This window comes from Pseudodonghicola flavimaris (genome assembly GCF_030164425.1).
Classification (GTDB): domain Bacteria; phylum Pseudomonadota; class Alphaproteobacteria; order Rhodobacterales; family Rhodobacteraceae; genus Pseudodonghicola; species Pseudodonghicola flavimaris.
The window spans coordinates 49,937-73,354 of the sequence record NZ_JASNJD010000001.1; the positions used below are offsets into that span (position 1 = coordinate 49,937).

The 23,418-nt window shown below is 66.5% G+C and carries 24 protein-coding genes; 7 read left to right on the forward strand and 17 right to left on the reverse strand.

Translation table 11 applies throughout. The features are described 5' to 3' along the window. Positions 1-50 precede the first annotated feature (50 nt). Positions 51-908, forward strand: coding sequence for a trypsin-like serine peptidase (locus tag QO033_RS00225; RefSeq protein WP_284478901.1), 858 nt, complete (start codon positions 51-53; stop codon positions 906-908). A 137-nt stretch (positions 909-1,045) separates the two neighbouring features. Here QO033_RS00225 and QO033_RS00230 read toward each other — a convergent pair whose 3' ends face one another. After that, entirely contained in the window at positions 1,046-2,263 is a 1,218-nt protein-coding gene (locus QO033_RS00230) for a DegT/DnrJ/EryC1/StrS family aminotransferase (RefSeq protein ID WP_284478902.1), read from the reverse strand. Positions 2,264-2,502: 239 nt separating this feature from the next. On the opposite strand from QO033_RS00230, the gene QO033_RS00235 reads away from it, so the two are divergent. Further along, positions 2,503-4,116, forward strand: a complete 1,614-nt coding sequence (locus QO033_RS00235; protein ID WP_284478903.1) for a hypothetical protein — start codon at positions 2,503-2,505, stop codon at positions 4,114-4,116. Positions 4,117-4,172: 56 nt separating this feature from the next. Here the strand turns inward: QO033_RS00235 and QO033_RS00240 are convergent, their stop codons facing one another. The 13 genes from QO033_RS00240 to secG form a co-directional block, all read right to left on the reverse strand. After that, positions 4,173-5,483 carry an NAD(P)/FAD-dependent oxidoreductase gene (locus tag QO033_RS00240; protein ID WP_284478904.1) on the reverse strand — a complete coding sequence of 437 codons (1,311 nt, stop codon included), beginning with the start codon at positions 5,481-5,483 and terminating at the stop codon, positions 4,173-4,175. Positions 5,484-5,578: 95 nt separating this feature from the next. After that, on the reverse strand, positions 5,579-6,940 hold the full coding sequence (locus QO033_RS00245) for a glutamine synthetase family protein (protein ID WP_284478905.1): 1,362 nt from the start codon (positions 6,938-6,940) through the stop codon (positions 5,579-5,581). Then, positions 6,940-7,620, reverse strand: a complete 681-nt coding sequence (locus QO033_RS00250) for a type 1 glutamine amidotransferase (protein WP_284478906.1) — start codon at positions 7,618-7,620, stop codon at positions 6,940-6,942. The genes QO033_RS00245 and QO033_RS00250 overlap by 1 nt, the downstream gene beginning before the upstream one ends. Before the next feature lie 71 nt (positions 7,621-7,691). Continuing rightward, a complete protein-coding gene (locus QO033_RS00255; RefSeq protein ID WP_284479366.1) occupies positions 7,692-9,026 on the reverse strand; it encodes a glutamine synthetase family protein in 1,335 nt (444 codons plus the stop codon). A 184-nt stretch (positions 9,027-9,210) separates the two neighbouring features. Beyond that, positions 9,211-10,017 (reverse strand): ABC transporter permease, encoded by an 807-nt coding sequence (locus tag QO033_RS00260; RefSeq protein ID WP_284478907.1) that lies wholly within the window; start codon positions 10,015-10,017, stop codon positions 9,211-9,213. Continuing rightward, complete coding sequence (locus tag QO033_RS00265) at positions 10,014-10,907, reverse strand: ABC transporter permease (protein ID WP_284478908.1); 894 nt, start codon at positions 10,905-10,907, stop codon at positions 10,014-10,016. The genes QO033_RS00260 and QO033_RS00265 overlap by 4 nt, the downstream gene beginning before the upstream one ends. A 45-nt stretch (positions 10,908-10,952) precedes the next feature. Further along, positions 10,953-11,675, reverse strand: a complete 723-nt coding sequence (locus QO033_RS00270) for a transporter substrate-binding domain-containing protein (RefSeq protein WP_284478909.1) — start codon at positions 11,673-11,675, stop codon at positions 10,953-10,955. Positions 11,676-11,711: 36 nt separating this feature from the next. Continuing rightward, positions 11,712-12,488, reverse strand: coding sequence for an ABC transporter ATP-binding protein (locus QO033_RS00275; protein ID WP_284478910.1), 777 nt, complete (start codon positions 12,486-12,488; stop codon positions 11,712-11,714). Between the two features lie 172 nt (positions 12,489-12,660). Beyond that, on the reverse strand, positions 12,661-13,398 hold the full coding sequence (locus QO033_RS00280; protein ID WP_284478911.1) for a phosphate/phosphite/phosphonate ABC transporter substrate-binding protein: 738 nt from the start codon (positions 13,396-13,398) through the stop codon (positions 12,661-12,663). Then, a complete protein-coding gene (locus tag QO033_RS00285; RefSeq protein ID WP_284478912.1) occupies positions 13,395-13,832 on the reverse strand; it encodes a tellurite resistance TerB family protein in 438 nt (145 codons plus the stop codon). The genes QO033_RS00280 and QO033_RS00285 overlap by 4 nt, the downstream gene beginning before the upstream one ends. A gap of 43 nt (positions 13,833-13,875) precedes the next feature. Beyond that, positions 13,876-14,316: a tellurite resistance TerB family protein gene (locus QO033_RS00290; RefSeq protein WP_284478913.1), complete on the reverse strand. Its 441-nt coding sequence runs from the start codon at positions 14,314-14,316 to the stop codon at positions 13,876-13,878. An 85-nt stretch (positions 14,317-14,401) separates the two neighbouring features. Then, positions 14,402-16,045 (reverse strand): CTP synthase, encoded by a 1,644-nt coding sequence (locus tag QO033_RS00295; RefSeq protein ID WP_284478914.1) that lies wholly within the window; start codon positions 16,043-16,045, stop codon positions 14,402-14,404. A 158-nt stretch (positions 16,046-16,203) separates the two neighbouring features. Beyond that, positions 16,204-16,581 carry a preprotein translocase subunit SecG gene (gene secG, locus QO033_RS00300; RefSeq protein ID WP_284478915.1) on the reverse strand — a complete coding sequence of 126 codons (378 nt, stop codon included), beginning with the start codon at positions 16,579-16,581 and terminating at the stop codon, positions 16,204-16,206. A 193-nt stretch (positions 16,582-16,774) separates the two neighbouring features. On the opposite strand from secG, the gene nthA reads away from it, so the two are divergent. Genes nthA through QO033_RS00315 form a run of 3 tightly spaced genes read left to right on the forward strand, consistent with a single transcriptional unit; the run spans position 16,775 to position 18,395 of the window. Beyond that, positions 16,775-17,398, forward strand: a complete 624-nt coding sequence (gene nthA, locus QO033_RS00305) for a nitrile hydratase subunit alpha (protein ID WP_284478916.1) — start codon at positions 16,775-16,777, stop codon at positions 17,396-17,398. Continuing rightward, on the forward strand, positions 17,395-18,072 hold the full coding sequence (nthB, locus tag QO033_RS00310) for a nitrile hydratase subunit beta (protein ID WP_284478917.1): 678 nt from the start codon (positions 17,395-17,397) through the stop codon (positions 18,070-18,072). Before nthA ends, nthB begins: the two co-directional genes overlap by 4 nt. Further along, complete coding sequence (locus QO033_RS00315; RefSeq protein ID WP_284478918.1) at positions 18,069-18,395, forward strand: nitrile hydratase accessory protein; 327 nt, start codon at positions 18,069-18,071, stop codon at positions 18,393-18,395. The genes nthB and QO033_RS00315 overlap by 4 nt, the downstream gene beginning before the upstream one ends. 34 nt (positions 18,396-18,429) lie before the next feature. On the opposite strand, the gene QO033_RS00320 is transcribed toward QO033_RS00315, so the two are convergent. Next, on the reverse strand, positions 18,430-18,828 hold the full coding sequence (locus QO033_RS00320) for a DUF6524 family protein (protein ID WP_284478919.1): 399 nt from the start codon (positions 18,826-18,828) through the stop codon (positions 18,430-18,432). Positions 18,829-18,989: 161 nt separating this feature from the next. On the opposite strand from QO033_RS00320, the gene QO033_RS00325 reads away from it, so the two are divergent. Beyond that, positions 18,990-20,285 (forward strand): adenylosuccinate synthase, encoded by a 1,296-nt coding sequence (locus QO033_RS00325; RefSeq protein ID WP_284478920.1) that lies wholly within the window; start codon positions 18,990-18,992, stop codon positions 20,283-20,285. Between the two features lie 8 nt (positions 20,286-20,293). After that, the gene (locus tag QO033_RS00330; RefSeq protein ID WP_284478921.1) at positions 20,294-20,551 is read left to right on the forward strand and encodes a DUF2842 domain-containing protein; all 258 of its coding nucleotides are present in this window, start codon (positions 20,294-20,296) and stop codon (positions 20,549-20,551) included. Between the two features lie 3 nt (positions 20,552-20,554). On the opposite strand, the gene QO033_RS00335 is transcribed toward QO033_RS00330, so the two are convergent. Beyond that, positions 20,555-21,025: a GNAT family N-acetyltransferase gene (locus QO033_RS00335; protein WP_284478922.1), complete on the reverse strand. Its 471-nt coding sequence runs from the start codon at positions 21,023-21,025 to the stop codon at positions 20,555-20,557. Positions 21,026-21,217: 192 nt separating this feature from the next. Continuing rightward, positions 21,218-23,356, reverse strand: coding sequence for a coiled-coil domain-containing protein (locus QO033_RS00340; protein WP_284478923.1), 2,139 nt, complete (start codon positions 23,354-23,356; stop codon positions 21,218-21,220). Between the last annotated feature and the right edge of the window lie 62 nt (positions 23,357-23,418).

Below are 23,418 nucleotides of genomic sequence, written 5' to 3' on the forward strand. Positions count from 1 at the left end.
CAGGCGCAGGGCTGGCCTAGTCTGGCGGCAGCTCTGAGAGGGAGAAGATCATGCCGTTGCGAACCGCTGCCGCCGCACTGGCGGTAATCCTGGGCTGCGGGCTGGGCGGCTGGGGGCCGGTTTCGGCCCTGGCCGAGGTGGCAAAGCCGGACCCTGGTCCGCTGCATGAAGATGTCTTCGTGCCGGCACTGGATGCGATCTGCGGGCGGGGGCGGGCGTTGCAGAGCGGCTGTGCCGCGATCCGGGCCCGGCGGGTGCTGCCGGCGGAGACCTCGCCGTGGCGGGCGATCGGGCGGGTGAATTTCGCCAGCATCGGTCTGCGCCAGCACTGCACCGGCACACTGATCGCGGATCGATGGGTGCTGACCGCGGCGCATTGCCTGTATAATTTCCCGCGCAAATCCTGGATCCCGGCGACCAGCCTGCGCTTTGCCGCCGGCTATCAGCGTGGCACCGCGGTGGCGCAGGCGACGGTGCGCCGCTACATCACCGATCCGCTGCAGGACCCGCAGAGCCGCGATTTTCGCGGCGGCGTGGCGCAGGACTGGGCGTTGCTGGAGCTGGAGGCGCCGTTGGGCCGCGATCTGGGGCTTCTGCCGCTGGTGGAGACCCCGCAGGAGGGGGAGGCGGTGGCGCTGGCCGGCTATGCCGCGCTGCGGCCGCATGTGCTGACGCGGGCGGAAGACTGCGGGGGCTGGCACTGGCTGGCAGGCGGAGCGGTGGGGCTGTCCCATTGCGCGGCGATGCCCGGCGATTCCGGCGCGCCGATGCTGGTGGCACGGCAGGAGGGCTGGGCGGTGGCCGGTCTCTTTTCCACCATCGCGGTGGATGGCGATGGCGGCACAGCCAGCCTGGCGGTGGCCGTTGCCGCCCCGGCCCGGGCGTTGCGCCGGGCGCTGGAGGAGTAGCCTAGATCCGGAACGCGCCTGCGGCGTGTGCCTTCGGCGAGGATATTCTCAACCAGAAAAAGACGCAGGTATGAAACGGCCGGCCGGGTCGCGCAGGACCGGGCCGGCCGAAGATGGGGCTGTGCCAGCAGGTTGGCTCAGGTGCCGTAGGCGCGCAGCTGACCGGCAGCGGTTTCGGCGGCTTCGATCAGCACCTCGGCCACGGCGTCGAGCTGATCGGTCTTGAGGTAGACCGGCAGCCGCACGTCACAGGCGCGCATCAGCATGGCGCGGGTCTGCGGCAGCTCCGGCAGGTCGGGGATGAACTGCCAGTTCCAGAAGGCGCGGGCGTTATCCGTGCTCATCCCGAAGATCTGCACCTTGACGCCGGCCGCGGCCGCCGCCTCGGCGAAGGCGCGGGTCTGATCGTCGTCGAAACCGACCACGTTGAACTGGATCGAATCCGGGGCGCGAACCTCCGGGCCCAGCGGATCGGGGACCGAGAGATAGGGGCAGGCGTTCAGCCGGGCGGCGACGTAGTCGTGGTTGGCGCGGCCATCGGTGATGCGGCGGACCAGCTCGGGCAGCTGCGGTCGGATCACGGCGGCGGAGAGGTTGCTCATCCTGAGGTTATAGAGCGGCAGCTGGTTCTGCCAGCGTTCGAAGGCGGCCTGCAGCGCGCCGGTGTTGTCGCCGCGCGGGCCCTTGTGTTTCTGCCAGTTGTGTTCGTAGGCGCCTGACATGATCACCGCGCGGGCGACCAGATCGGCATCGTCGGTGATCAGGATCCCGCCTTCGCCGGCGTTGATCATCTTGTAGGACTGGAAGGAGAAACAGCCGATCTTGCCGATGGTGCCGATGTTGCGCCCGGCCCAGGTGGTGCCCAGAGAATGCGCGGCGTCCTCGATCACCGGGATGTCGCGCGCGGCGCAGAGCGTCATGATCGCATCCATGTCGCTGGTGTGGCCGCGCATGTGGCTGATGATGACGGCGGCGATATCCTGATCGAGCTTGGCTTCGAAATCGGCCAGATCGATGCGGTAATTGTCGCCGACCTCGCACAGCACCGGGTAGCAATCAGCGTGGATCACCGAAGAGGGCACCGCAGCAAAGGTGAAGCCGGGGATCAGCACGCGGGCGTCGCGCGGCAGGTCCAGCGCCTTCAGCGACAGAAACAGGGCCGCTGAACAGGAAGAGACGGCGAGCGCGTATTTCGCGCCGATCATCTCGGCGAATTCGCTTTCCAGGAGCGAGACCGGCGCGTCCTGCGGCGCGGTGTAACGAAACAGATCGCCCGACTGCAGCAGGGCGTCGATGGCATCGCGGGCCGCCGGAGGGATGGGTTCGGCGTCGTGGACGTTCGGGGGAAGAGCCATATTTCGAATTCCTGAAGTGAACCTTCGGGAAAGGTAAAACAGATGCGCCGGGAAGCCAAGCGCGCAGAGCGGCCGACGGGAAAAAACCCTGCCACGACTGTCGCGCAGGGCGACCAAGCTTTGTGCGACCTCCGGGAGCGGCGAGATGAACGCTCAGATCATGATAGAAATCGTCACAATTCGCCGGCAGACTGAAAATTCGAAAATTTTATTTATCCTTTTTTGTGGGGAAGCGTGAAATGGTCTTTTGGAAGAAACTGGGAAAACAGACCCAGGTGAATGAACGCGTTTCGGGGGAGCAGGACGATATCAGCATTGCCGCCCTGCCGGACGGCGGGTTTGTCGCCGTCTGGGAAGGGCCGACGGCGGAGAGCGGCAGAAACGCGATTTACCAGCGCGTTTACGACGCCAAGGGCAATCCGCTGACGGCGGAGGTCGTCATCAGCACCGAGAGTGCCCGGTCGCAGTCCAACCCGATGGTGGAGGTGCTGGAGGAGGGAGCCTGGGTGGTGGTCTGGGAAGACTGGGACAGCGGCCGCGATTTCGGCCGTGTCGCGGCGCGGATGTTCTCCGCCGAGGGCGACGCTCTCGGCGATCAGTTCCAGGTCAACAGCCGTGAGACCGGCGCGGAATACGGCCATGCGGTAACCGCGCTCGACAGCGGCGGGTTTCTGATCACCTGGTACGGGGCTGGGGCGGATGGCGACGGGACCGGGATCCGCGCCCAGGTGTTCAGTGCCTCCGGCGACAAGATTCGTCGTGAGTTCACCGTCAACCAGCAGACCGAGGCGGATCAGAAATACCCGGAGGCGATCACGCTCAGTTCCGGGCAGGTTGTCGTCTCCTGGCAGGAACCGCTGCTTGACGGCGACGGAGAGCGGATCGGCAATCAGTCCTTCGGGCAGATCCTGACCTCCAACGGCCGCAAGCCGGTCGGCGAGACCTTCGAGATCTTCGCCGATCAGGACTTCAACGGCGTCTACGACCTCGCCGCGCTCGCGGATGGGTCATTCGTTGCCGTCGGCTGGAACAGGACCGAGGGCTATAACGGGGCCGTGGTGCAGATCTTCGACAAATCCGGGGTCGCACTGGGGGACAGCTGGGTGGTGATGGTCCCCGGCGCCTCGACCTACGACACCCAGGTCGCGGCGACGCCGGAGGGCGGCTTCGTGGTCTCGGCCACGGTGGATTTCTATGGCACGGAGACGACCGCGGGGCGGGAAGATACCTATATCCAGCGGTTCGATGCCGATGGGCAGCCGGTCGGGCCCTTCGCCATGGCGAACAGGGACGACGGCGATGGCGCCTATCAGTACGATGCCGATCTGACGGTTCTGCGCGATGGAACCCTGGTTGTCGCCTATGAGGACTGGAACGCGGACGGCGACGACGAGGGCGTGTTCTTTCTGCGCTTCGCGGCGCAGACGGCCGGGACCGCGGCGAACGAGAAGATCGTCGGCAGCCGCAAGGCGGATGCCATCCTCGGCGCCGGTGGCAAGGATGAGTTGGTCGGCAAGGCCGGCGACGATGCGCTTTACGGTGGCAAGGGCGGCGACAAGCTGGTCGGCGGCAAGGGGGCCGATCTGCTCGATGGCGGGCAGGGGCGCGATGTGCTGGTCGGCCAGGCGGGGGCGGATCTCTTCGTCTTCGGCACCGGCTATGGGGCGGATGTGGTGCGCGACTTCCGCGACGATGTCGACACGCTGGCCTTTGATGGGCTGGGCAGCAAACGCGCGGTTCTGAAACATGCCGATCAGGTCGGCGACGATGTGGTCTTTGCCTTCGGCGATGGCGACAGGCTGACGATCCGCAACACCACCGTCGCGGAGCTTAAGGACGATATCCTGATCTGACCCGATACCAGGCTGGTCCGCCCCTCCGGCCCTGTCTGGCGGCCGGGGCGGGCGGATCAGATCCCCAGCCGGTCGCGCAGGCCGAACCAGGTCATCGCCAGCACCAACAGCGGTGTGCGGAAGCCCGGGCCGCCGGGGAAGGGGGTGTTGGGCACCTGCGCCATGGTGTCGAAGCCTGCGGCCTCGCCCCGGATCGCCTCGGCTATCAGGTAGCCCGCATGGGTGGCGGTGCCGACGCCGTGGCCGGAGTAGCCGGAGGCCGACAGCACATTCGGCCGCAGCCGGGTCAGATAGGGCATCCGCTTCATGGTGATCGCCAATGTGCCGCCCCAGGCGTAATCGATCCGCACGTCGCGCAGATGCGGATAGATCTCCAGCATCGGCTTTCTGACCTTGTCGGTGATGCTGGCGGGAAATCGGTAGCCATAGCTTTCACCGCCGCCGAACAGCAGCCGCCCGTCGGGGCTGAGCCGGAAGTAATTGACCACGAACCGGCTGTCGGCGACGGCGATATCCTTGGTCAGGACCTTCGCGGTGTCGGCGCCCAGCGGTTCGGTGGCGATGATGAAGTTGTTGATCGGCATCACCCGGCTGGCGACGCGCTTTTCCAGCCCGCCGAGATAGCCGTTGCAGGCCAAGATGACATGATCCGCGGTGACGGTGCCGCCAGCGGTCTTCAGCCTGACCTGCGCGCCTTCCTCGATCGCCTGCACCTCGGTCCGCTCGAAGAGGCGTACACCGGCGCCGGCGGCGGCGCGGGCCAGCCCCAGCGCGTATTTCAACGGATGCAGATGCGCCGCGTCCCAGTCGACAATGCCGCCGCGGTAATCGGGCGAGGGGCAGAGCGCGTGAAACGCCTCGCGGTCCAGAAGCTCCAGCGACCGATAGCCATAGCGATCCTGCAGGTGGCGGCCGTAATCGTGCAGATGCTGGACATCGCCTTTGGAGGAGCCGGACCAGGCCACCCCGGGCCGGAGATCGCAGTCGATGCCATGGCGGGCGATCAGCCCCTTGGTGATGGCCTTGGCCTCTTCCGCCAGCTGCCACAGCTTGTCGGCCTCGGTGCGGCCGGTCAGCTTTTCCAGCGCATCCTGCGGCAAACGCTGGCCGCTGCCGAGCTGGCCGCCATTGCGCCCGGAGGCGCCGAAGCCGACGCGATTGGCCTCCAGCAGCACCACGTCGAGGCCGGCCTCGGCCAGATGCAGGGCGGCGGAGAGGCCGGTGAAGCCGGCCCCGACGATGCAGACATCGGCGCGGGTGTCGGTCTCGAGCGCGGCAAAGGGATCGAGCGCGGGGGCGGTCGCGGCATACCAGCTGTCGGGATAGCTGCCGGGCGTGTCGTTGGAATAGAGCAGGTTCAGGCCCATCGCCGGTCCTTTCCGCGCCCGAAGGCGGCTTCTTCTCTGTCAAAATACTCAAATCCCCCGGCCCGCGGCCGGGGGCGACGCTGGCCGGTCCGGGCTCAGACGTTCAGCAGCAGGTGTTCGCGCTCCCAGGGAGAGATCACCTGCAGGTATTCCTCGTATTCCAGCCGCTTGACGATGCTGTAGACGCGGCAGAACTCGCCGCCCAGCATGTGGCGAAGATCGTCGGATTCGTCGAACAGATCGAGCGCCTGGCCCATCACCTGCGGGATGTCCGGCTCCCCGTTATAGGCGTCGCCGCGCTGCTGCTTGTCGGGGCGGATTTCCTGGGTCATGCCGAGATAGCCGCAGGCGAGGCTGGCGGCGATGCCGAGATAGGGGTTGCAGTCCATCCCCGCCAGCCGGTTTTCCACCCGCCGCGCCTCGGGCGAGGAGATCGGAACCCGGATGCCGGTGGTGCGGTTGTCGCGGCCCCAGCTCAGGTTGATCGGCGCGGCCTGCTCGCGGACATAGCGGCGATAGGAGTTGACGTAGGGCGCCAGCATCGCGATCGCCGCCGGCAGATGCCGCTGCAGCCCGCCGATGAAGTGATAGAACATATCGGTCTCGCCGCCCTGCGGCCCGATGAACAGGTTCTGTTTCCGGGTCCGGTTCATCACCGAATGATGCACATGCATGGCGCTGCCGGGCTCGTCGGCGATCGGCTTGGCCATGAAGGTGGCGAAACAGTCGTGGCGCAGCGCCGCCTCGCGGATCAGTCGCTTGAAATAGAACACCTCGTCGGCCAGTTTCACCGGGTCGCCGTGGCGCAGGTTGATCTCCAGCTGGCCGGCGCCGCCTTCCTGGGTGATGCCGTCGATCTCCATGCCCATGGCTTCGGCGAAATCATAGATATCGTCGATCACCGGGCCGAATTCGTCCACCGCCGTCATCGAATAGGCCTGCCGCGCCGCCGCCGGGCGGCCGGAGCGGCCCATCATCGGCTGGATTTCCTTGGCCGGGTCGGTGTTGCGGGCGACCAGGTAGAATTCCATCTCGGGCGCCACCACCGGCTCCCAGCCCTTGTCGCGGTACATCTGCACCACGCGCTTCAGCACGTTGCGGGGGCTGAAGGGGATCGGATCGCCGTCGCGGTCATAGGCGTCGTGGATCACCTGCAGCGTCCAGTCGCCGGTCCAGGGGGCGGCGGTGGCGGTGGACATGTCGGGGCGCAGGATCATGTCGCGTTCGATGAACCCGTCCTCGCCGGCGGCCTCGCCCCAGTCGCCGGTAATGGTCTGGAAGAAGATGCTGTCGGGCAGGTGGAAATAGGGCTGGCGGGCGAATTTCGTCGCCGGCACCGCCTTGCCGCGGGCAATCCCGGGCAGGTCTCCAATGATGCACTCCACCTCGTCCAGGCGGCGCCCCTCGAGATAGGTCTTGGCGGCTTCAGGTAGGTCTTTCAGCCAATCGGTGGTCATTATGACCTCTTTCGTTTGAGAAAATCCGCCATCTGGCGGGCGATGCGGGTGTTATCGACGGGCGCGCTCAGCTGCGCCTCGGCCCGTTCCAGCAGCGGGTCGGGCACGACCCCCTTGCCGCGGGTGTCGATCAGACCCTTGATGAAACTCGGTTGGAATTCGGGATGCGGCTGCACCGTCCAGACGGTGTCGCCATAGGCGAGGATGGCGTTCTTGCAGAATTCGTTGCCGGCCAGCACCCGGGCGTCTTCGGGCAGTTCGGTGACCTGATCCTGATGCCAGGCGTTCAGCGCGACGGGGGCGCCGTCCATCATGTATTCGGTCCGGCCAACCGACCAGCCGCCGGCGAATTTCTCGACCTTGCCGCCAAGCGCCTGGGCGATGATCTGATGGCCGAAACAGACGCCGATCATCGGCTTGCCGCTGGCCTTGATGTCGCGGATCAACTGCTCCAGCGGCGGGATCCAGGGGTGATCCTCATAGGCGCCGTGGCGCGAGCCGGTAACGATCCAGCCCTCGGCATCCTCCGGCCCGCTGGGAAAGATGCCATCGACCACCGCAAAGACCTCGAAGGTGAAGTCGTTGCCGGCGAGAAGGGTTTCGAAAAGCTGATCATAATCACCCAGAGGCGCGATCAGCGGATCGGGGGAATGGCCGGTTTGCAGAATGCCGATTTTCATGGATCACCAGTTCATGGCTGAGGAGAGAGTAAGCCTGGCCGCGCCCCCAGACAAGGGGCGCGCCTGCGGGGTCAAACCGTGTCGAGATAGATTTCCGCTTGTTCATGCGGCGAAAGCTCGGCCATGTAGAGCATCTCCTGCTTCTTTGTCAGCGTCAGATTGCGGATCAACTCGGCCGGGAAGATGCGCGGAATCAGCGGGCTGTTCTCGAAGGCGGTGATCGCCTGGTTCCAGTCGGTCGGCACCTGTGGCAGGTCGAGGTCATAGGCGTTGCCGGTGATCGGCGCCGGCGGCTCCATCCGGTCCTCGATCCCGACCAGCGCGGCCCCCAGAATCGCGGCGACCGTCAGATAGGGGTTCACGTCGCCGCCGGCGACCCGGTGTTCGATCCGCCGCGCGGCCGAGGCCCCGGAGGGGATGCGCACGGCAGAGGTCCGGTTTTCATAGGCCCAGCAGATGCCGGTGGGGGCATGCGCCCCGGGCACCAGCCGGTCGTAGCTGTTGGCATGGGGGGCAAAGACCAGGGTGGAATCATGCATCGCCGCCAGGCAGCCGCCCACGGCGTGGCGCAGCGCGTCGGTGCCACGCGGGCCGCCGTCGTCGAAGATGTTCTTGCCGTTTTCATCGAGGATCGAGAAATGCATGTGCAGGCCGGAGCCGGAGTAATCCTCATAGGGTTTGGCCATGAAGGAGGCGGCGAACCCGTGCCGCCGTGCCATCCCCTTGACCAGCATCTTGAACAGCCAGGCGTCGTCGGCGGCGCGCAGCGCATCGTCCTGATGCATCAGGTTGATTTCGAACTGGCCGAGGCCGGCTTCGGAAATCGCGGTATCGGCCGGGATGTCCATCGCCTCGCAGGCGTCGTAGAGATCGGTGAAGAAGGTGTCGAAGGCGTCGAGCGCGCGGATCGACATGATCTCGGCCGCCTTGCGCCGCTTGCCCGAGCGGGGCGAGATAGGCACTTGCAGCGACTTGCCGCTGTCGTCGATCAGGAAGAATTCCAGCTCGACCGCGACCACCGGGGTCAGCCCCAGCGCCTTGTAGCGTTTCAGTACCGCGGAGAGCGCATGGCGCGGATCGCCGTCAAAGGCACGGCCGTCGTCGTAATACATCCAGATCGGCAGCAGCGCCGTCTGCCCCTCCAGCCAGGGCATCGGCACGAAGCCGCGTTCGGTCGGCTTCAGAACGCCGTCGCGGTCGCCGCTTTCGAACACCAGCGGGCTGTCGTCCACATCCTCGCCCCAGATGTCGAGGTTCATCACCGACAGGGGAAAGCGGGTGCCGTCGCTGACCACCTTGTCGGCGAAACGGGCGGGGACACGTTTACCGCGCGGCTGGCCGTTCAGATCGGCAGCGGCCACACGGATGGTGCGCACCTGGGGATTCTTGCGCAGCCAGGAATTCATCGCATTCGCGGACATTTTGTGTTTTCCGTAATTTGATCAAATTATGGATAGCGAGCCGCCCCCCCGGTTGGCAACCCCAAAGCCGGCCTGCCGTACCGCAAAGCGGCTGGGCGGGGGGCGGGGCGCGCAGCAAATGCGCAGCCCCCGGGGCGATACGGATGGGAGAGGGACCGGGCGCGGTGGCTCAGCGCAGCAGATTCGGACGAATGCGCATCCGCGTGCGGCGCTCGGTCGGCAGGTGCCGGTTCAGCCGCCGGTTAACCCATCCGAACAACCCCACCACGGTCAGGGTCAGCAGGATGAAATAGACCGCCAGGATCGGATAGGGGATGAAGGGGTTGAAGGTCTTGTCAGCGAAGTAATTCGCGTAATAGAGCGCGTCGCCCCGCTGCTGCAGCGCCGGAAAGCCGGAGAAGAACACCAGCGTGGTGGCGTGAAACAGAAAGATCGCCTCGTTGGTATAGGCCGGCCAGGCCAGCCGCAGCATGGTGGGCCAGGTGATCTTGCGGAATTTGCTCCAGCCGGAGAAGCCATAGGCATCCGCCGCCTCCAGATCGCCGCGCGGAATCGACAGCAGCGCGCCATAGAAGATCTCGCCGGAATAGGCGGCGGTATTGAAGAACAGCACCACCAGCGCCCCGAGCCAGGCCGAGGTGAAGGGGCTGAAGAAGGGCGACAGCCCCTTGAGGCTGAGAAACAGGAAATAGGCGAAGAAGAACTGGATGAAGAGCGGTGAGCCGCGGAACACGAAGATGAACCACTCCGCCGGTTTGCGCAGCCAGGGATTGGCGGAGTTCTTGCCGACCGCCAGCGCGGTGGCCAGGAAGAAGCCGGTGACCAGCGCCAGCAGCCCGAAATAGACGTTCCAGATCATCCCCGACCCGATCAGGGTGAACTGCTGGCAGAGGGTGAAATCGCCACGCGGCAGCAGTCTTTCGCCGAAGCCGAGCGAGCGCAGCGCATAGTCCTGAACAGTGACCCAACAGCTCATGCCGGACCTCCGGCGGTGCGCCGCTGCGCCTCTCCGGCGGCGGTGGCCTGACCGTGCGACAGCCGCCGCATGATCCGGCTCAGCACCACTTCGGACAGTTTGGTGAAGGCGAGGTAGAAGATCAGCAGCGCCAGGAAATACCACATGCGCCAGTCGCCATGGGGATAATCGGTGAATCGCGCGGTCTTGGCGCCGCCCAGTTCCCGCGCCCAGTAGACGATATCCTCGACCCCGAGCAGGAACAGAAGCGGGGTCGCCTTGATCAGCACCATCCACAGGTTCGACAGGCCGGGCAGGGCATAGACCCACATCTGCGGCACCAGGATGCGCCAGAAGGTCTGGCGGTGACTCATGCCATAGGCCTCGGCAGTTTCCATCTGTGCCCGGGGCACCGCCCGCATGGCGCCGAACAGCACGTTGCCGGCGAAGGCGCCGAAGACGATGGCGAAGGTCAGGACGGCCAGGAAGAAGCCGTAGGTCTCATGCACCCATTGCGGCGAGGTCGACAGCGGCAACTTGGCCGCAGCGCAGACGACGAAATCGTTGCCCTGGCGGATCGGCTGGTCCCAGTCGGGGCATTTGATCTTGTGCCGCACCCATTCGAAGCCCTGATCCAGCGCGATCACGAAGAACAGGAAGAAGGCGATATCCGGCACCCCGCGCACGATGGCGATATAGGCCTTGCCGGCCCAGCTGAGCGGCACGAACGGCGACCGCGCCGCCGCCGCGGCCGCGAAGCCGAACAGCAGCGCCGCCGGCGCCGTGATCGCCAGCAGCAGCAGCACGACCCCGAAGGAGCCGTAGAACATCATCAGCTTGCCTGTCGTCAGATAGCAGGCAAACCAGGCCGGGGCGGAGAGGACCGAAGGGTCGGTGCAGACGGAAAACATGAGCGCGGCAGGCAGCGGCGGAGGTCACCCTCCGCCGCCGATCCTTCAGTAGGTATCGGTGCCTTCGCCGAACCACTTCACCAGCATGGTGTTCAGCGTGCCGTCTTCCTTCATCGAGGTGATGGCGGCGTTGAACTTGTCCTTCAGCTCGGTGTCGCTCTTGCGCAGGCCCATGCCGGTGCCGCGGCCCAGGGTCACCTGCTCGCCGACGAACATCAGCTCGCCGCCCGATTCCTCGACGATCGGCGCCAGATAGTCGGTGTCGAAGAAGACGGCATCGGCCTCACCGCTTTTCAGCGCGGCGATGATCTCATCGGCGGTGGAGAACTCCAGGAGCGTCGCGCCGCTCTCGGTGATATAGCCCGCCTGCAGGGTCGAGGTCTGGGCCGCGACGATGCCTTTCAGATCGGCGCCTTCGGACAGCGCCACATAGGAGGAGGTCGCCGGCGGGATGTAATCCTGGGTGAAGTCGATCACCTTCTCGCGTTCGTCGTTGATCGACATGCCGGCGATGATGGTGTCGTAGTTGCCGGACACCAGGTTGGGGATGATCGAATCCCAGTCGTTGGTGACCCATTCGCAGGTCAGCTCGGCGCGTTTGCACAGCTCGTCGCCCATTTCCCGCTCGAACCCGTCCACTTCGCCGGCGTCGTTGATGAAGTTATACGGAGGGTAGGCGCCCTCGGTCCCCATGCGGACGACGTCGCTGGCCAGGGCCATGCCGGCGCTGAAGGCCAGGGCGGCGGTGCCGAGAAGAAGCTTTTTCATTTGTAGTACTCCCAGATTAGTGTTTTTTCCCGCGCTTCATGCGTGGGTGGTTGATTTCAGAAAGCCTTGCAGGCGTTCCGATTTGGGCGCCCCGAACAGGACGTCGGGGGTGCCTTCTTCCTCGATCCGGCCTTGATGCAGGAACACCACGTGGCTCGACACATCATGGGCCATCTTCATGTCATGGGTCACGATGATCATGGTGCGCCCCTCGCGGGCGAGGTCCTTGATCACCTTGACCACCTCCTGCTCCAGTTCGGGATCGAGCGCGCTGGTCGGTTCGTCGAACAGCAGCGCCTCGGGCTCCATGCACAGCGCCCGGGCGATCGCCGCCCGCTGTTGCTGACCGCCGGAAAGCTGGGCGGGATAGGCATCGCATTTGTCGCCGATGCCGACCTTGGTCAGATATTTCCGGGCGGCGCCCTCCACCTCGGCTCGGTCACGGCCCAGCACCGTCACCGGCGCCTCCATCACGTTCTGCAGGATGGTCATATGGGCCCAGAGGTTGAACTGCTGGAACACCATCGACAGGTTGGTGCGGATGCGCAGCACCTGTTTCGGATCGGCCGGGCGCCGGTGCAGCCCTTCGCCCTTCCACCGCAGCGGTTCGCCCTTGAACAGGATATCGCCCTGCTGGCTGTCCTCCAGCAGGTTGGCGCAACGCAGAAGGGTGGATTTGCCGGAGCCGGAAGAGCCGATCATCGACACCACATCGCCGCGATGAGCGGTGATATCGACCCCCTTGAGCACCTCAAGATCGCCATAGCTCTTGTGCAGGTTGCGAATTTCGATGACCGGGGAGGTGTCGGACACGGGTACTCCGTTGATTGCGCCGTTCTGCCCCCACTAGGGCGGATAATCCGTATCAATGCAATCTTCAAAACGCCGCAACACGGGGCGAATCCGGGGAAGTGACCATAGGGCGTGCTTGAAATTCCGGCACAGCGGCTCGGCAGCTCGCGACGGGTGGGCCGGTCAGGGCGGGTCAGACCGGGTGCGGTATCGGCAGGGCGAGATAGGCGTGCGCCGGGATCTCCACCACACCATGCAGATGCAGGCTCTGGCGGTCGGCCGGCGACAGCGCCGCGATCGCGGTCCCCAGCGCGTGGCGCAGCGCCGGGGCATCGCCGCCGGGCGCGGTGATATAGGGCAGCGCCGGGGTCGGGACAGTCACGCCGATGGGGGTCAGCCGCCGGGTCAGCGCCGGGTCGTGGTCCTTCAGCAGCTGCCAGGTCAGGGCGTCGATCCCGGCGACATCCGCGGCCCCATCCGCCACCGCCCGGGCCGAGGCGACATGGGCCCCGGTTTCCAGCATCGCGCCGAAGCAGACCCCGTCACGCTCCGCCTGAAGGAGCGGCGCGGCCCAGCCCGACTGCGACAGCGGATCGTTATAGGCGAAGGTCCCGCCGGCGAAATCGGCGAGGGTCCGGGCCGTCGCATCGGCGCGGGCGATCAGCACAGAGCGGTAGTAGCCGGGCGGACAGCCCGGCAGCCGGTGATCCGGTGTCGCCACCAGCGTTACCCTGTCGTGCAGCCGGCTGCGAAACGGCAGGCCGCAGGTCTGCGCCAGCAGAAGGTCGGGGGCAGTCCAGGCCTGCCAGGGATCGAGATCGCGGCTCAGTCGCTCCGGCCCATCGCCCAGGGCGCGGCGCAGCGCCTGCCAGAACCGGTCGTTGGCCGCCTGCAGCGGCCCGAAGTCATACATGCCCAGCCAGGCAATCACCCCTGCGCCGCACGCTGGCGGGCCAGCGCGGAATCGCGGTCGTTGACGCCGAGAAGATTCGACACCAGCCGCAGCAGGGCATCCTCCTCCTTGGCGCGGGTGCCGTCGGCCAGCACCACCGACCAAGCCGATTCCAGAACCGCGCGGCGATCCTCGTAGGGCACCGCCTCCTTGATGGCGCGGGTGAAGCGCACGGTGTCGGGCGCCTCGGCCTCCAGCGCCTCGGCCTGGCCGCGCAGATGCGCCACCTCGAAAGGCGACAGCCCGTAGCGGGCGGCGATCACCCGGTCGATGCGGTCGCGTTCGGTCTGGGCGTAATCGTTGTCGGACCGCGCGATGCGCACCAAGAGCGCCGTCAGCGCCAGACGGGCATCTGCTTCGGTCAGGGGATCGGGCTCGGGCTGGATCAGCCGGCTGAGAAAATCGCGGATCATGACACGGATATAGACCTGGCGGGCGCCGCGGCCAAGGCCCGGTTCAGAGCCGGGCCATCACCCTTTCGCGCGCGGCCTGATTGTCGGCGATGCTGAGCCCCATGGCGCGGCGGGCATCGTCGACGATCTTCAGCTCGCCCTCTTTCTGCGATCCGTCGGCCAGGACCACCTCCCACAGCGCTTCCAGCGCGGCGAGGCGGTTCTCCAGCCCGGTGGTTTCGCGGATCAGCTTGCCGAAGGTGTCGGTCTCGGGGGCAGCGGCGTGCAGTTTTTCGCAGGTCGCGCGGACCTTTGCCGCCTCGATCGGGTTGTGCTCGTACAGCCGCGCCAGGATCCGGTCGATCAGGCTGATCTCTTCGACCTGATAATCGCGGTCTGCCTGTGCCACCCGCACCAGCAGCGCGCCCAGAGCCAGTTCGGCATCCGGGTCGGGCAGCGGCGCGGCTTCGGCCGGGCGGAAGGACTGAAAGAGCTTCTTCAACATCGGGGACAATTTAGCCGGTTTCATGCTTCACACCAAGCTGGGATCGGGCCGCAATGGATCGAATATGACAGATCTTGCCGCCGCTTCATACCAGCCTGCTGGTCTCCTTTGCGGCGCGGACGAAATCCTTGAACAGCGGATGCGGATCGAAGGGTTTCGATTTCAGCTCCGGATGGAACTGGACGCCGATGAACCAGGGGTGATCGGCCCATTCGACGATCTCGGGCAGCCGGCCGTCCGGCGACATGCCGGAGAACACCAGCCCGCAGTCTTCCAGCTTGTCGCGGTACTTGATGTCGACTTCGTAGCGGTGGCGATGGCGCTCCTCGATGTTCTGGGTGCCATAGACCTGGGCCACCCGCGAGCCGTCCTTGAGCACCGCATCATAGGCGCCCAGACGCATGGTGCCGCCCTTGTCGTCACCCACCGCGCGCTTGACCTTGTAATTGCCCTGCACCCATTCCTTGAGGTGGTAGACCACCGGTTCGAAGCGCTTCTTGCCGGCCTCGTGGTCGAATTCCTCCGATCCTGCGGTGGTGAGACCGGCGACATTGCGCGCCGCCTCGATCACCGCCATTTGCATGCCGAGGCAGATGCCAAGATAGGGCACCTTGTGTTCTCGGGCGAATTGCGCCGCCTTGATCTTTCCTTCGGTGCCGCGTTCGCCGAAGCCGCCGGGCACCAGGATGGCGTCATAGCCCTCCAGATAGGGCGCCGGGTCCTCGTGATCGAAGATTTCGGCATCGACCCATTCGATCTTCACCTTGACCCGATTGGCCATGCCGCCGTGGGTCAGCGCCTCGGCAATGGATTTATAGGCGTCTTCCAGCTGGGTGTATTTGCCGACGATGGCGACCCGGACCTCGCCTTCCGGATTCTCGATCCGGTCGGCGACATCTTCCCAGCGGGTCAGGTCGGGGCGCGGCGCCGGGCTGATCTGGAAGGCGTCCAGAACCGCCTGGTCCAGACCTTCGCCATGATAGGCCAGCGGGGCCTCGTAGATGGATTTCAGATCCTGTGCCGCGATCACCGCCTCGGGGCGCACGTTGCAGAACAGCGCCAGCTTCTCGCGTTCCTTTTGCGGGATCGGCCCTTCGGAGCGGCAGACCAGGATATCGGGGGCCAGCCCGATCGAGCGCAGCTCTTTCACGCTGTGCTGGGTCGGCTTGGTCTTCAGCTCGCCGCTGGCCTTGATGAAGGGCAACAGCGTCAGATGCATGAACAGGCATTGCCCACGCGGTTTTTCCTGGCTGAACTGGCGGATCGCCTCGAAGAAGGGCAGGCCCTCGATATCGCCGACGGTGCCGCCGATCTCGCAGAGCATGAAGTCGACCTCATCCTCGCCGATGCGGATGAAATCCTTGATCTCGTTGGTGACGTGGGGGATCACCTGAATGGTCTTGCCCAGATAATCGCCGCGGCGCTCTTTCTCCAGCACGTTGGAATAGATCCGGCCGGAGCTGACCGAGTCCGTCTTGCGCGCCGCCACGCCGGTGAAGCGTTCGTAATGGCCGAGGTCGAGATCGGTTTCCGCGCCGTCGTCGGTGACGAAGACCTCACCGTGTTCGAAGGGCGACATGGTGCCGGGATCGACGTTCAGATAGGGGTCGAGCTTGCGCAGCCGGACCGAAAAGCCCCGCGCTTGCAGCAGCGACCCGAGGGCGGCGGAAGCCAGCCCCTTGCCCAGAGACGAAACAACACCGCCGGTAATGAAGATGAATCGCGCCATGGTTCGGCAGCCCCCGTGATTTGCCTGTAACTTCAGTGCCCGTGCGGTTCGAAAACCGCAGCACCACGGGACTTCATGATTACAGGATTCGCATAGCAATGGCAAGAGAACCGCAAGATGCTGTTGCGGTTCTCATCCTGACTTCAAGGTGTTGTAGATTAATCGGCGCGCGGCACCAACGGCGCGTTATCGCCTTCGGCCGGCGGCAGCAGGTCGGACCCGACCGGCGCGGTGGGTGCGCTGTCGCTCGTCTCGCCGGTGGTTTCCGTCGCGCTTCCCCCCAGCCGGTCGAGGACCGAGGTGCCAGCGGATTTTTCGGCCGCGATGATGGTCAGCGCGATCGAGGTGATGATGAAGGCCGCAGCCAGCCCCCAGGTCACCTTGGCCAGCGCCGTGGCCGCGGCGCGGCCGCTCATTACGCCGCCACCGCCACCGCCGCCCATGCCAAGGCCGCCGCCTTCCGAGCGCTGCAGCAGCACGACGGCGATCAGGCCGACGGCCAGAATGAGGTGGATGATGAGGACGACGTTTTCCATTAAGATCCTGCGGCGCTTGCTCGGTGTCGCGGGGTATGTAGGCAAGTTTGCCGCGCGGGGCAAGCAATCAGTTGGGTTCCCCGCCGGTGCGGGAGCCGATCTGCCGGGCGCCGGTGACAACACGGCCGGCAGACTAGCCGCCGGGACTGCGACGGGACTGGACAAGCGGCGGGGCCGGTCGCAAGCTGCCGCCATGCCACATGACCATCACGACCACGATCACGCCCATGCCCTGCTGCCGCCCGATCCGGCGCTCAGGGTGCGGGCGCTGGAGACGCTTCTGACCCGCAAGGGGCTGATCGATCCCGGCGCGCTCGACGAAATCATCGACACATATCAGAACCGTATCGGACCCAAGAACGGCGCCATGGTGGTGGCCCGGGCCTGGGCCGACCCCGGCTTTCGCGCCGCGCTGCTGCAGGATGCGACGCCGGTGGTTGCCGATCTGGGGTTCTTCGGCCGGCAGGGCGAACATATCGTCGCGGTCGAAAATACCGAAGACGTCCACAACATGGTCGTTTGCACCCTGTGCAGCTGCTACCCGTGGCCGCTGTTGGGGATCCCGCCGGGCTGGTACAAGTCCGATGCCTACCGGGCCCGCGCTGTGCGCGAGCCGCGCGCCGTGCTGGCGGATTTCGGCGTCACCCTGCCTGAGACGACCCGGGTGCGGGTCTGGGATTCGACGGCGGAGGTGCGCTACCTGGTGATTCCCCGAAGGCCCGTCGGCACCGAGGGGCTGGGGGTGGAAGACCTGGCGGCGCTGGTCACCCGCGACAGCATGATCGGCACCGGCCTCGCGCGGGAGCCGGGGGCGTGACCCGGGTTCACGACATGGGCGGCCGGTTCGGCGACGGGCCTGTCGATCCGGGCCAGCCCGACGACCCGGTCTATGCGCAGGACTGGCACGCGCGGGCCCTGGCGGTGACGCTGGCGACCGGGGCGCTGGGGCAGTGGAACCTGGACATGTCGCGCCATGCGCGCGAGTCACTGGCGCCGCGCGATTACGTGGATTTCTCCTACTATGAAAAATGGATTTCGGCGGTGGCCGATCTGTTGGTCTCGACCGGCGTGCTGACCGAGGCCGACCTGAGGGGGGAGGGCGACGACAGCCGTCATCCGCTGGCCGACCGGGCGCTGAAGGCTGAGGCGGTCGCCGCGACGCTGGCCCGGGGCGGCCCGGCCGACCGGCCGATGACCGCGCCGCCAGCCTATCGCCCCGGCGACCGGGTGCGGGCGCAGCGGCCTGCCGCCAACCGGCTGGTCGACGGCGGTCACACCCGCCTGCCGGCCTATGCCGCCGGCGCCACCGGACGCATCCTGTGTTGTCACGGGGCCCATGTGTTGCCCGACAGCAATGCCCACCGGCTGGGCGAGGCGCCGGAGCCGCTCTATACCGTGGTGTTCTCGGCGGCGGAGCTCTGGGCCCATCCCGAGAACCCGGAGGATGAGATCACCCTCGATCTGTGGCAAAGCTATCTGGAGCCGGCATGACCGATCAGATCCCCGAACCGGTTTTCACCGAACCCTGGCATGCCCAGGTCTTCGCGCTGACCGTACATCTGAACGAGGCAGGGCATTTCGCCTGGCCGGAGTGGACGGCGCGGTTTTCGGCGACGCTGGCCGCTCATGGGCTGGCCCGGGCGCTGGACGGCGGCGACGATTACTTCACCGCCTGGCTGGTGACGCTGGAGGCCTTCCTGGCCGAGATCGGAGAGGCCGCGCCGGTCGATGTCGAACAGCTGCGCGCCGCCTGGGAGCAGGCCTATCTGAGCACGCCGCACGGCGATCCGGTGCATCTGCCCGAGGGCGTCTGACCCGGCCGCGTCCCGCATCGGTGGGATAGACGCGCTAGTCTTCGTCGACGTCGTCGATATCGGCCTGACCGGACAGCCGCCGGCGCACGTGGCTCCAGCTCAGCCCGATGCCGAGGACGACCGACATCGCCAGAATCCCCAGCCAGGTGTTCTGATCGGCGTTGTCGAGCGACAGCAGGCCGAAATCGTAAAGCACCCAGAGCAGCGTCATCACCAGCGCGAGAATCAGCCCCATGCCGAAGCCGCCGATCGAGCGCAGCGTGGCGCGCAGATAGATGATATAGCCGATCATCAGGACGAGGCCGAGGAACACCGCCACGGAGAGATACTGGTGATAGTGCTCCGCCACCCAGCGGACATAATTCCACGGCGTCGGATTATAGGTCAGAGCGAGCAGCAGGAATGCAAATAGCCAGCGCAGGAACAAGCCCATCGTTAAAATCCGTCCTATCCGGGTTGCCGGGCAAGTTCGCGCAAAGCTGCAAGCCTGTCCAGCCCTGAGCGCATGGCGGGGGAGATTCCGGTTTCCCTGCTGCCGCTGTCCCGGTATATGGGCTCGGGTTTGAATACACTGAACGCAGCAAAGGACCTGTTATGGCCAATGTCGTCGTGGTCGGCGCCCAATGGGGCGACGAAGGAAAAGGCAAGATTGTGGACTGGCTTTCGGAGCGCGCCGATGTGATCGCGCGCTTTCAGGGCGGGCACAATGCCGGGCATACGCTGGTCATCGACGGCCAGGTCTACAAGCTGAACGCGCTGCCCTCGGGGGTGGTGCGGGGCGGCAAGCTCAGCGTGATCGGCAACGGGGTGGTTCTGGACCCCTGGCACCTGGTCGGCGAGATCGCCAAGATCCGCGAGCAGGGGGTGGAGATCTCCGCCGAGACGCTGATGATCGCCGAGAACACGCCGCTGATCCTGCCGTTCCACGGCGAACTGGACCGCGCCCGCGAAGAGGCCGCCGCCACCGGCACCAAGATCGGCACCACCGGACGTGGCATCGGCCCGTGCTATGAGGACAAGGTCGGCCGCCGCGCGATCCGCGTCGCCGATCTGGCCGACCGCGCCACGCTGGAGGCCCGCGTCGACCGGGCGCTGACCCATCACAACGCGCTGCGCGCCGGACTGGGGCTGGAGCCGGTCGACCGCGATGGTCTGATCGCCCAGCTGGAAGAGATCGCACCCGAGATCCTGCAATATGCCGCTCCGGTCTGGAAGGTCCTGACCGAGAAGCGCAAGGCCGGCAAACGGATCCTGTTCGAAGGCGCGCAGGGGTCGCTGCTGGACATCGACTTCGGCACCTATCCCTTTGTCACCTCGTCGAATGTGATCGCCGGGCAGGCGGCCACCGGGGTTGGCATCGGGCCGGGATCGGTGGATTACGTGCTGGGCATCGTCAAGGCCTATACCACCCGCGTGGGGGCCGGCCCGTTCCCGACCGAACTGGAAGACGAGACCGGCGAGCGCCTGGGCACCCGGGGCCGTGAGTTCGGCACCGTGACCGGCCGCAAACGCCGCTGCGGCTGGTTCGACGCGGCCCTGGTGCGCCAGACCTGCGCCATCTCCGGCATCAACGGCATCGCGCTGACCAAGCTCGACGTGCTGGACGGCTTCGAGACGCTGAAAATCTGCGTCGGCTACGAGCTCGACGGCGAGCGGCTGGACTATCTGCCCACCGCGTCGGATCAGCAGGCCCGCTGCACCCCGATCTACGAGGAAATGCCGGGCTGGTCGGAATCGACGGAAGGCGCCCGCAGTTGGGCCGATCTGCCGGCCAATGCGATCAAATACGTTCGCCATATCGAAGAGCTGATCGATTGCCCGGTGGCGCTGCTGTCGACCTCGCCGGAACGGGACGACACCATCCTGGTCACTGACCCCTTCGCGGACTGAGCACGCGCATGACCGACAAGCCCGCCCTCAGTTACAAGGCCCGCCGGCGCTGGTCGCTGGTGATCCTTCTGGTCGGCATGCCGGCCTATATCGTGGTGGCGGTGACGGTCATGAACTGGCTCGACCGGCCGCCGATGTGGGTCGAGCTCGGGGTTTATATCCTGCTGGGCATCCTTTGGGCGCTGCCCTTCAAGTTCGTCTTCCGCGGGGTCGGCCAGGCCGATCCCGACGCGACGGAAGACGGGGCCGACAGCGAGGAGCCCTAACGCCTAGGGCTCTTTCCGCACCGGCAGACGCCGTTTCTGAAATCCGGTCTTCGAAGGCTCGAACCCGGCGCCGGCATAGAAGGCGAGGGTGGCGGGCGTCTTCGACCCGGTCATCAGCATCACCTTGTAGCAGTCTTGCCGCCAGGCGGCATCGGTCGCGGCGTCGAGGAGCGCCCGGCCATAGCCGCGCTGGCGAAAGGTGGCATCGGTCACCACATTCTCGATCAGCCCATAGGGGCGGCCGCCGCGCGTCAGATTGGGGATGACCACCAGGGTGCAGGAACAGGCGGGCCGGCCATCGACCTCCCCCAGAAGGATCACGCTGCCGGGGTAGCGCAGGAACCGCTCGAGGATCGCCGCCGCCTGTCCGGGCGTCGGGCGGGCGTCCTCGGGGTCGAGGTGGCGATAGAGGTCGAGCAGGGCGCCGAGATCGCCACGCTCCGCCGGGCGGATCTGAAGCCGGTGATGGTCCATGCCGTGACCCTGCCGGTTGCCGGCGCCTGGTGCAACAGGGACATGGCGGGGCGCCGACGGTCTGCGGCCCTGGCGCGGGGGACGGACAACTGAAAAGGCAGGCGCAAGCAACTGAAAAGGCAGGCGCAAGGCCTGCCTTTCCCCCAGGTGCGCGCGACCGAAGCGGGCCGCGCGGCGATGTGACGGCCCGGATCAGCCGGCGGCGCGGGAGGAGGCCGGCTGAAACCCGATCTCGCCCGAGGCGACGAAGCGGCCCGGATCCTTCTTGACGATCTTGCCCTCGCGCAGCAGCACGCCGAAGCTGCGCAGCCCGTCCTCGCGGTTGAATTCCTCGACCGAGGCTTCGCGCGCCTTGTGGATCAGCTGCGGCCGGGTGAATTGTTCGCGGCCTTCGACGAACTGCATGTAGGCGGCGGCGGCTTCCAGCAGCTCAGGCAGTTCGGTCACCCCCATGTCATGGGCGAACTGGGCGAAGCCGCCGGTAGGGCTGGCCACCGGGCGCGGGGTCTCATGCGCGGCGGCGACGCGGCGCGGGCGCACCGGACCTTCGTGCCGTTCGGCGGCGGCCGGGGCCATATCGTCGACCCGCTGTTCGGCCACCAGTTTCAGCGGCGCCGGGCGCTGACCGGTTTCTCCGCCGGGGCGGCGGCGGCGGTCGCCCCCGCTCAGCACCGGGCGGCGCGGATGCACCACGCGGGCCAGATCGTCGCGATAGGCCTCGGCGTCGGGGTGATCGGCGGCCAGGCCGCCGGCAGAGCTTTCGGCCTCGGTCGCGGCGACGGCGGCGCGCAGATGCGAATAGGTCTCGCGGGTGCTGGTGGCTTCGGGATCGTCCAGCCGGGCATCGGCGGCGGCCATCAGGCGGGACAGGTCGGACTGCGGTTGTTTCCCCGCTTCCGGGGTGGAGAGCACCAGCGGCGCGTCTTCTGCCGCGTCAAGAGGCTCTTCTTCCGCAAGGGCGACCTCGGCGGTGTCGTCCTCTTCCGCGATATCCTCTTCCAGGTCGGCGTGATCGCCGCGCAGCTCGGCCTCGACTTCGGCGAGCTCACGGATCAGGTCGGCCTCGTCCTCCGGCGACAATGTCCCGGGGGGCAGCTGGGTCGCGGGCTGACGCAGCACCGCGGCAGTGTCCTCCCCGAGGGCCTCCTCAAGGGTCTCCTCAGGAGCTTCCGCCGCGAGATCCTCATCCGCGACGTCCTCGATACCGGCCTCTTCGACCGCTTCGACCGCCTCGGCCTCTTCGGCGTCGCGCAGGATGTTCTCGACGGCGTCCTCCGTCGTATCCTCTTCGGCCAGATCCGCATCGAGATCGTCGAACAGCGCTTCGTTCTCGCCTTCGGCCAGATCGGCCGCGGCCAGATCGACTTCGGCGAGCTCGACCTCAGATGCTTCTGCCTGGGGCGTTTCCGGTTCGCGCGCCTCCGTCAGGGTGTCGTCTTCGGCGGCTGCGACCTCTTCCAGGATGCCGGAGAGATCGGGGGTCTCCTCCGTCGCGAAACCGGCGGCGGGCTGATCCTCGGCGTAATCCTCGTCATAGCTGGCACTGGCGGCGGCCTGTTCGTTGCGCGAGACCACGGCGCGGATGCGCTGCAGCTTGGCCGCGATGCTGTCGGCCGAGGGCGCGGCAGCGGGTGCGACCGGGGCGATGATTTCGGCGACAGGTGCGGGGTCTTCGTCCTCGACGGTGCTGGCCATGAAGGCGGCGACGGCGGCTTCGGCGGGGGCGTCCTCGGGCAAGGCGGTTTCGGCGATGGGCATCACCTCTTCCTCTGCCGCCATCTCGGCGACCCCTTCTTCGGGGGTCTCCGACGCCTCGGCCACATCTTCTTCAGCCGCTTCCGCCACGCTCTCGGCGGGGGCTTCGGCGTCGGCGACCTCCTCGGCGGTCTCGACCAGCGCGGTCACATCGTCGGCGATCGGCTGGGCGGCCGCCGACTCTTCCGCGACGGTCTCCACCGCGTCTTCGACCGGTTGTGCCGAGGGCAGGGCTGTCTCCATCCCCGCAGCGGGCCCCGCTGCGGGCGCAGCTTCTGCGGCCGGCGCGACGGGCGCGGTCACGGGGGCGGTGTCGGCGGCCTCTGCGGCGCGCAGCACGAAGCCGGTGCCCTCGCGACGGGCTTCGACCTGGCGGGCGATCTCACGCTGGGCGATCCGGGCCAGCATTTCCGCGTCGGGCTGCGGCGGTTCGGCGCCGAAATAGCGGTCGTCCGCAGCGAGATCGCGGAAATACTCCGCAATCGCCTTCATCGTGTCGAAGGAATCCTCAAAGCCCTCCAGAGTGCATGAGAACGTCCCGTAGGAGACGGTCAACACCTTGTTACTATGTACCATAGGCTGCTCGTCCTTTTCAAAATCGTTGGACTGACCTAACAGGCGGCACGAGACAAATTCGG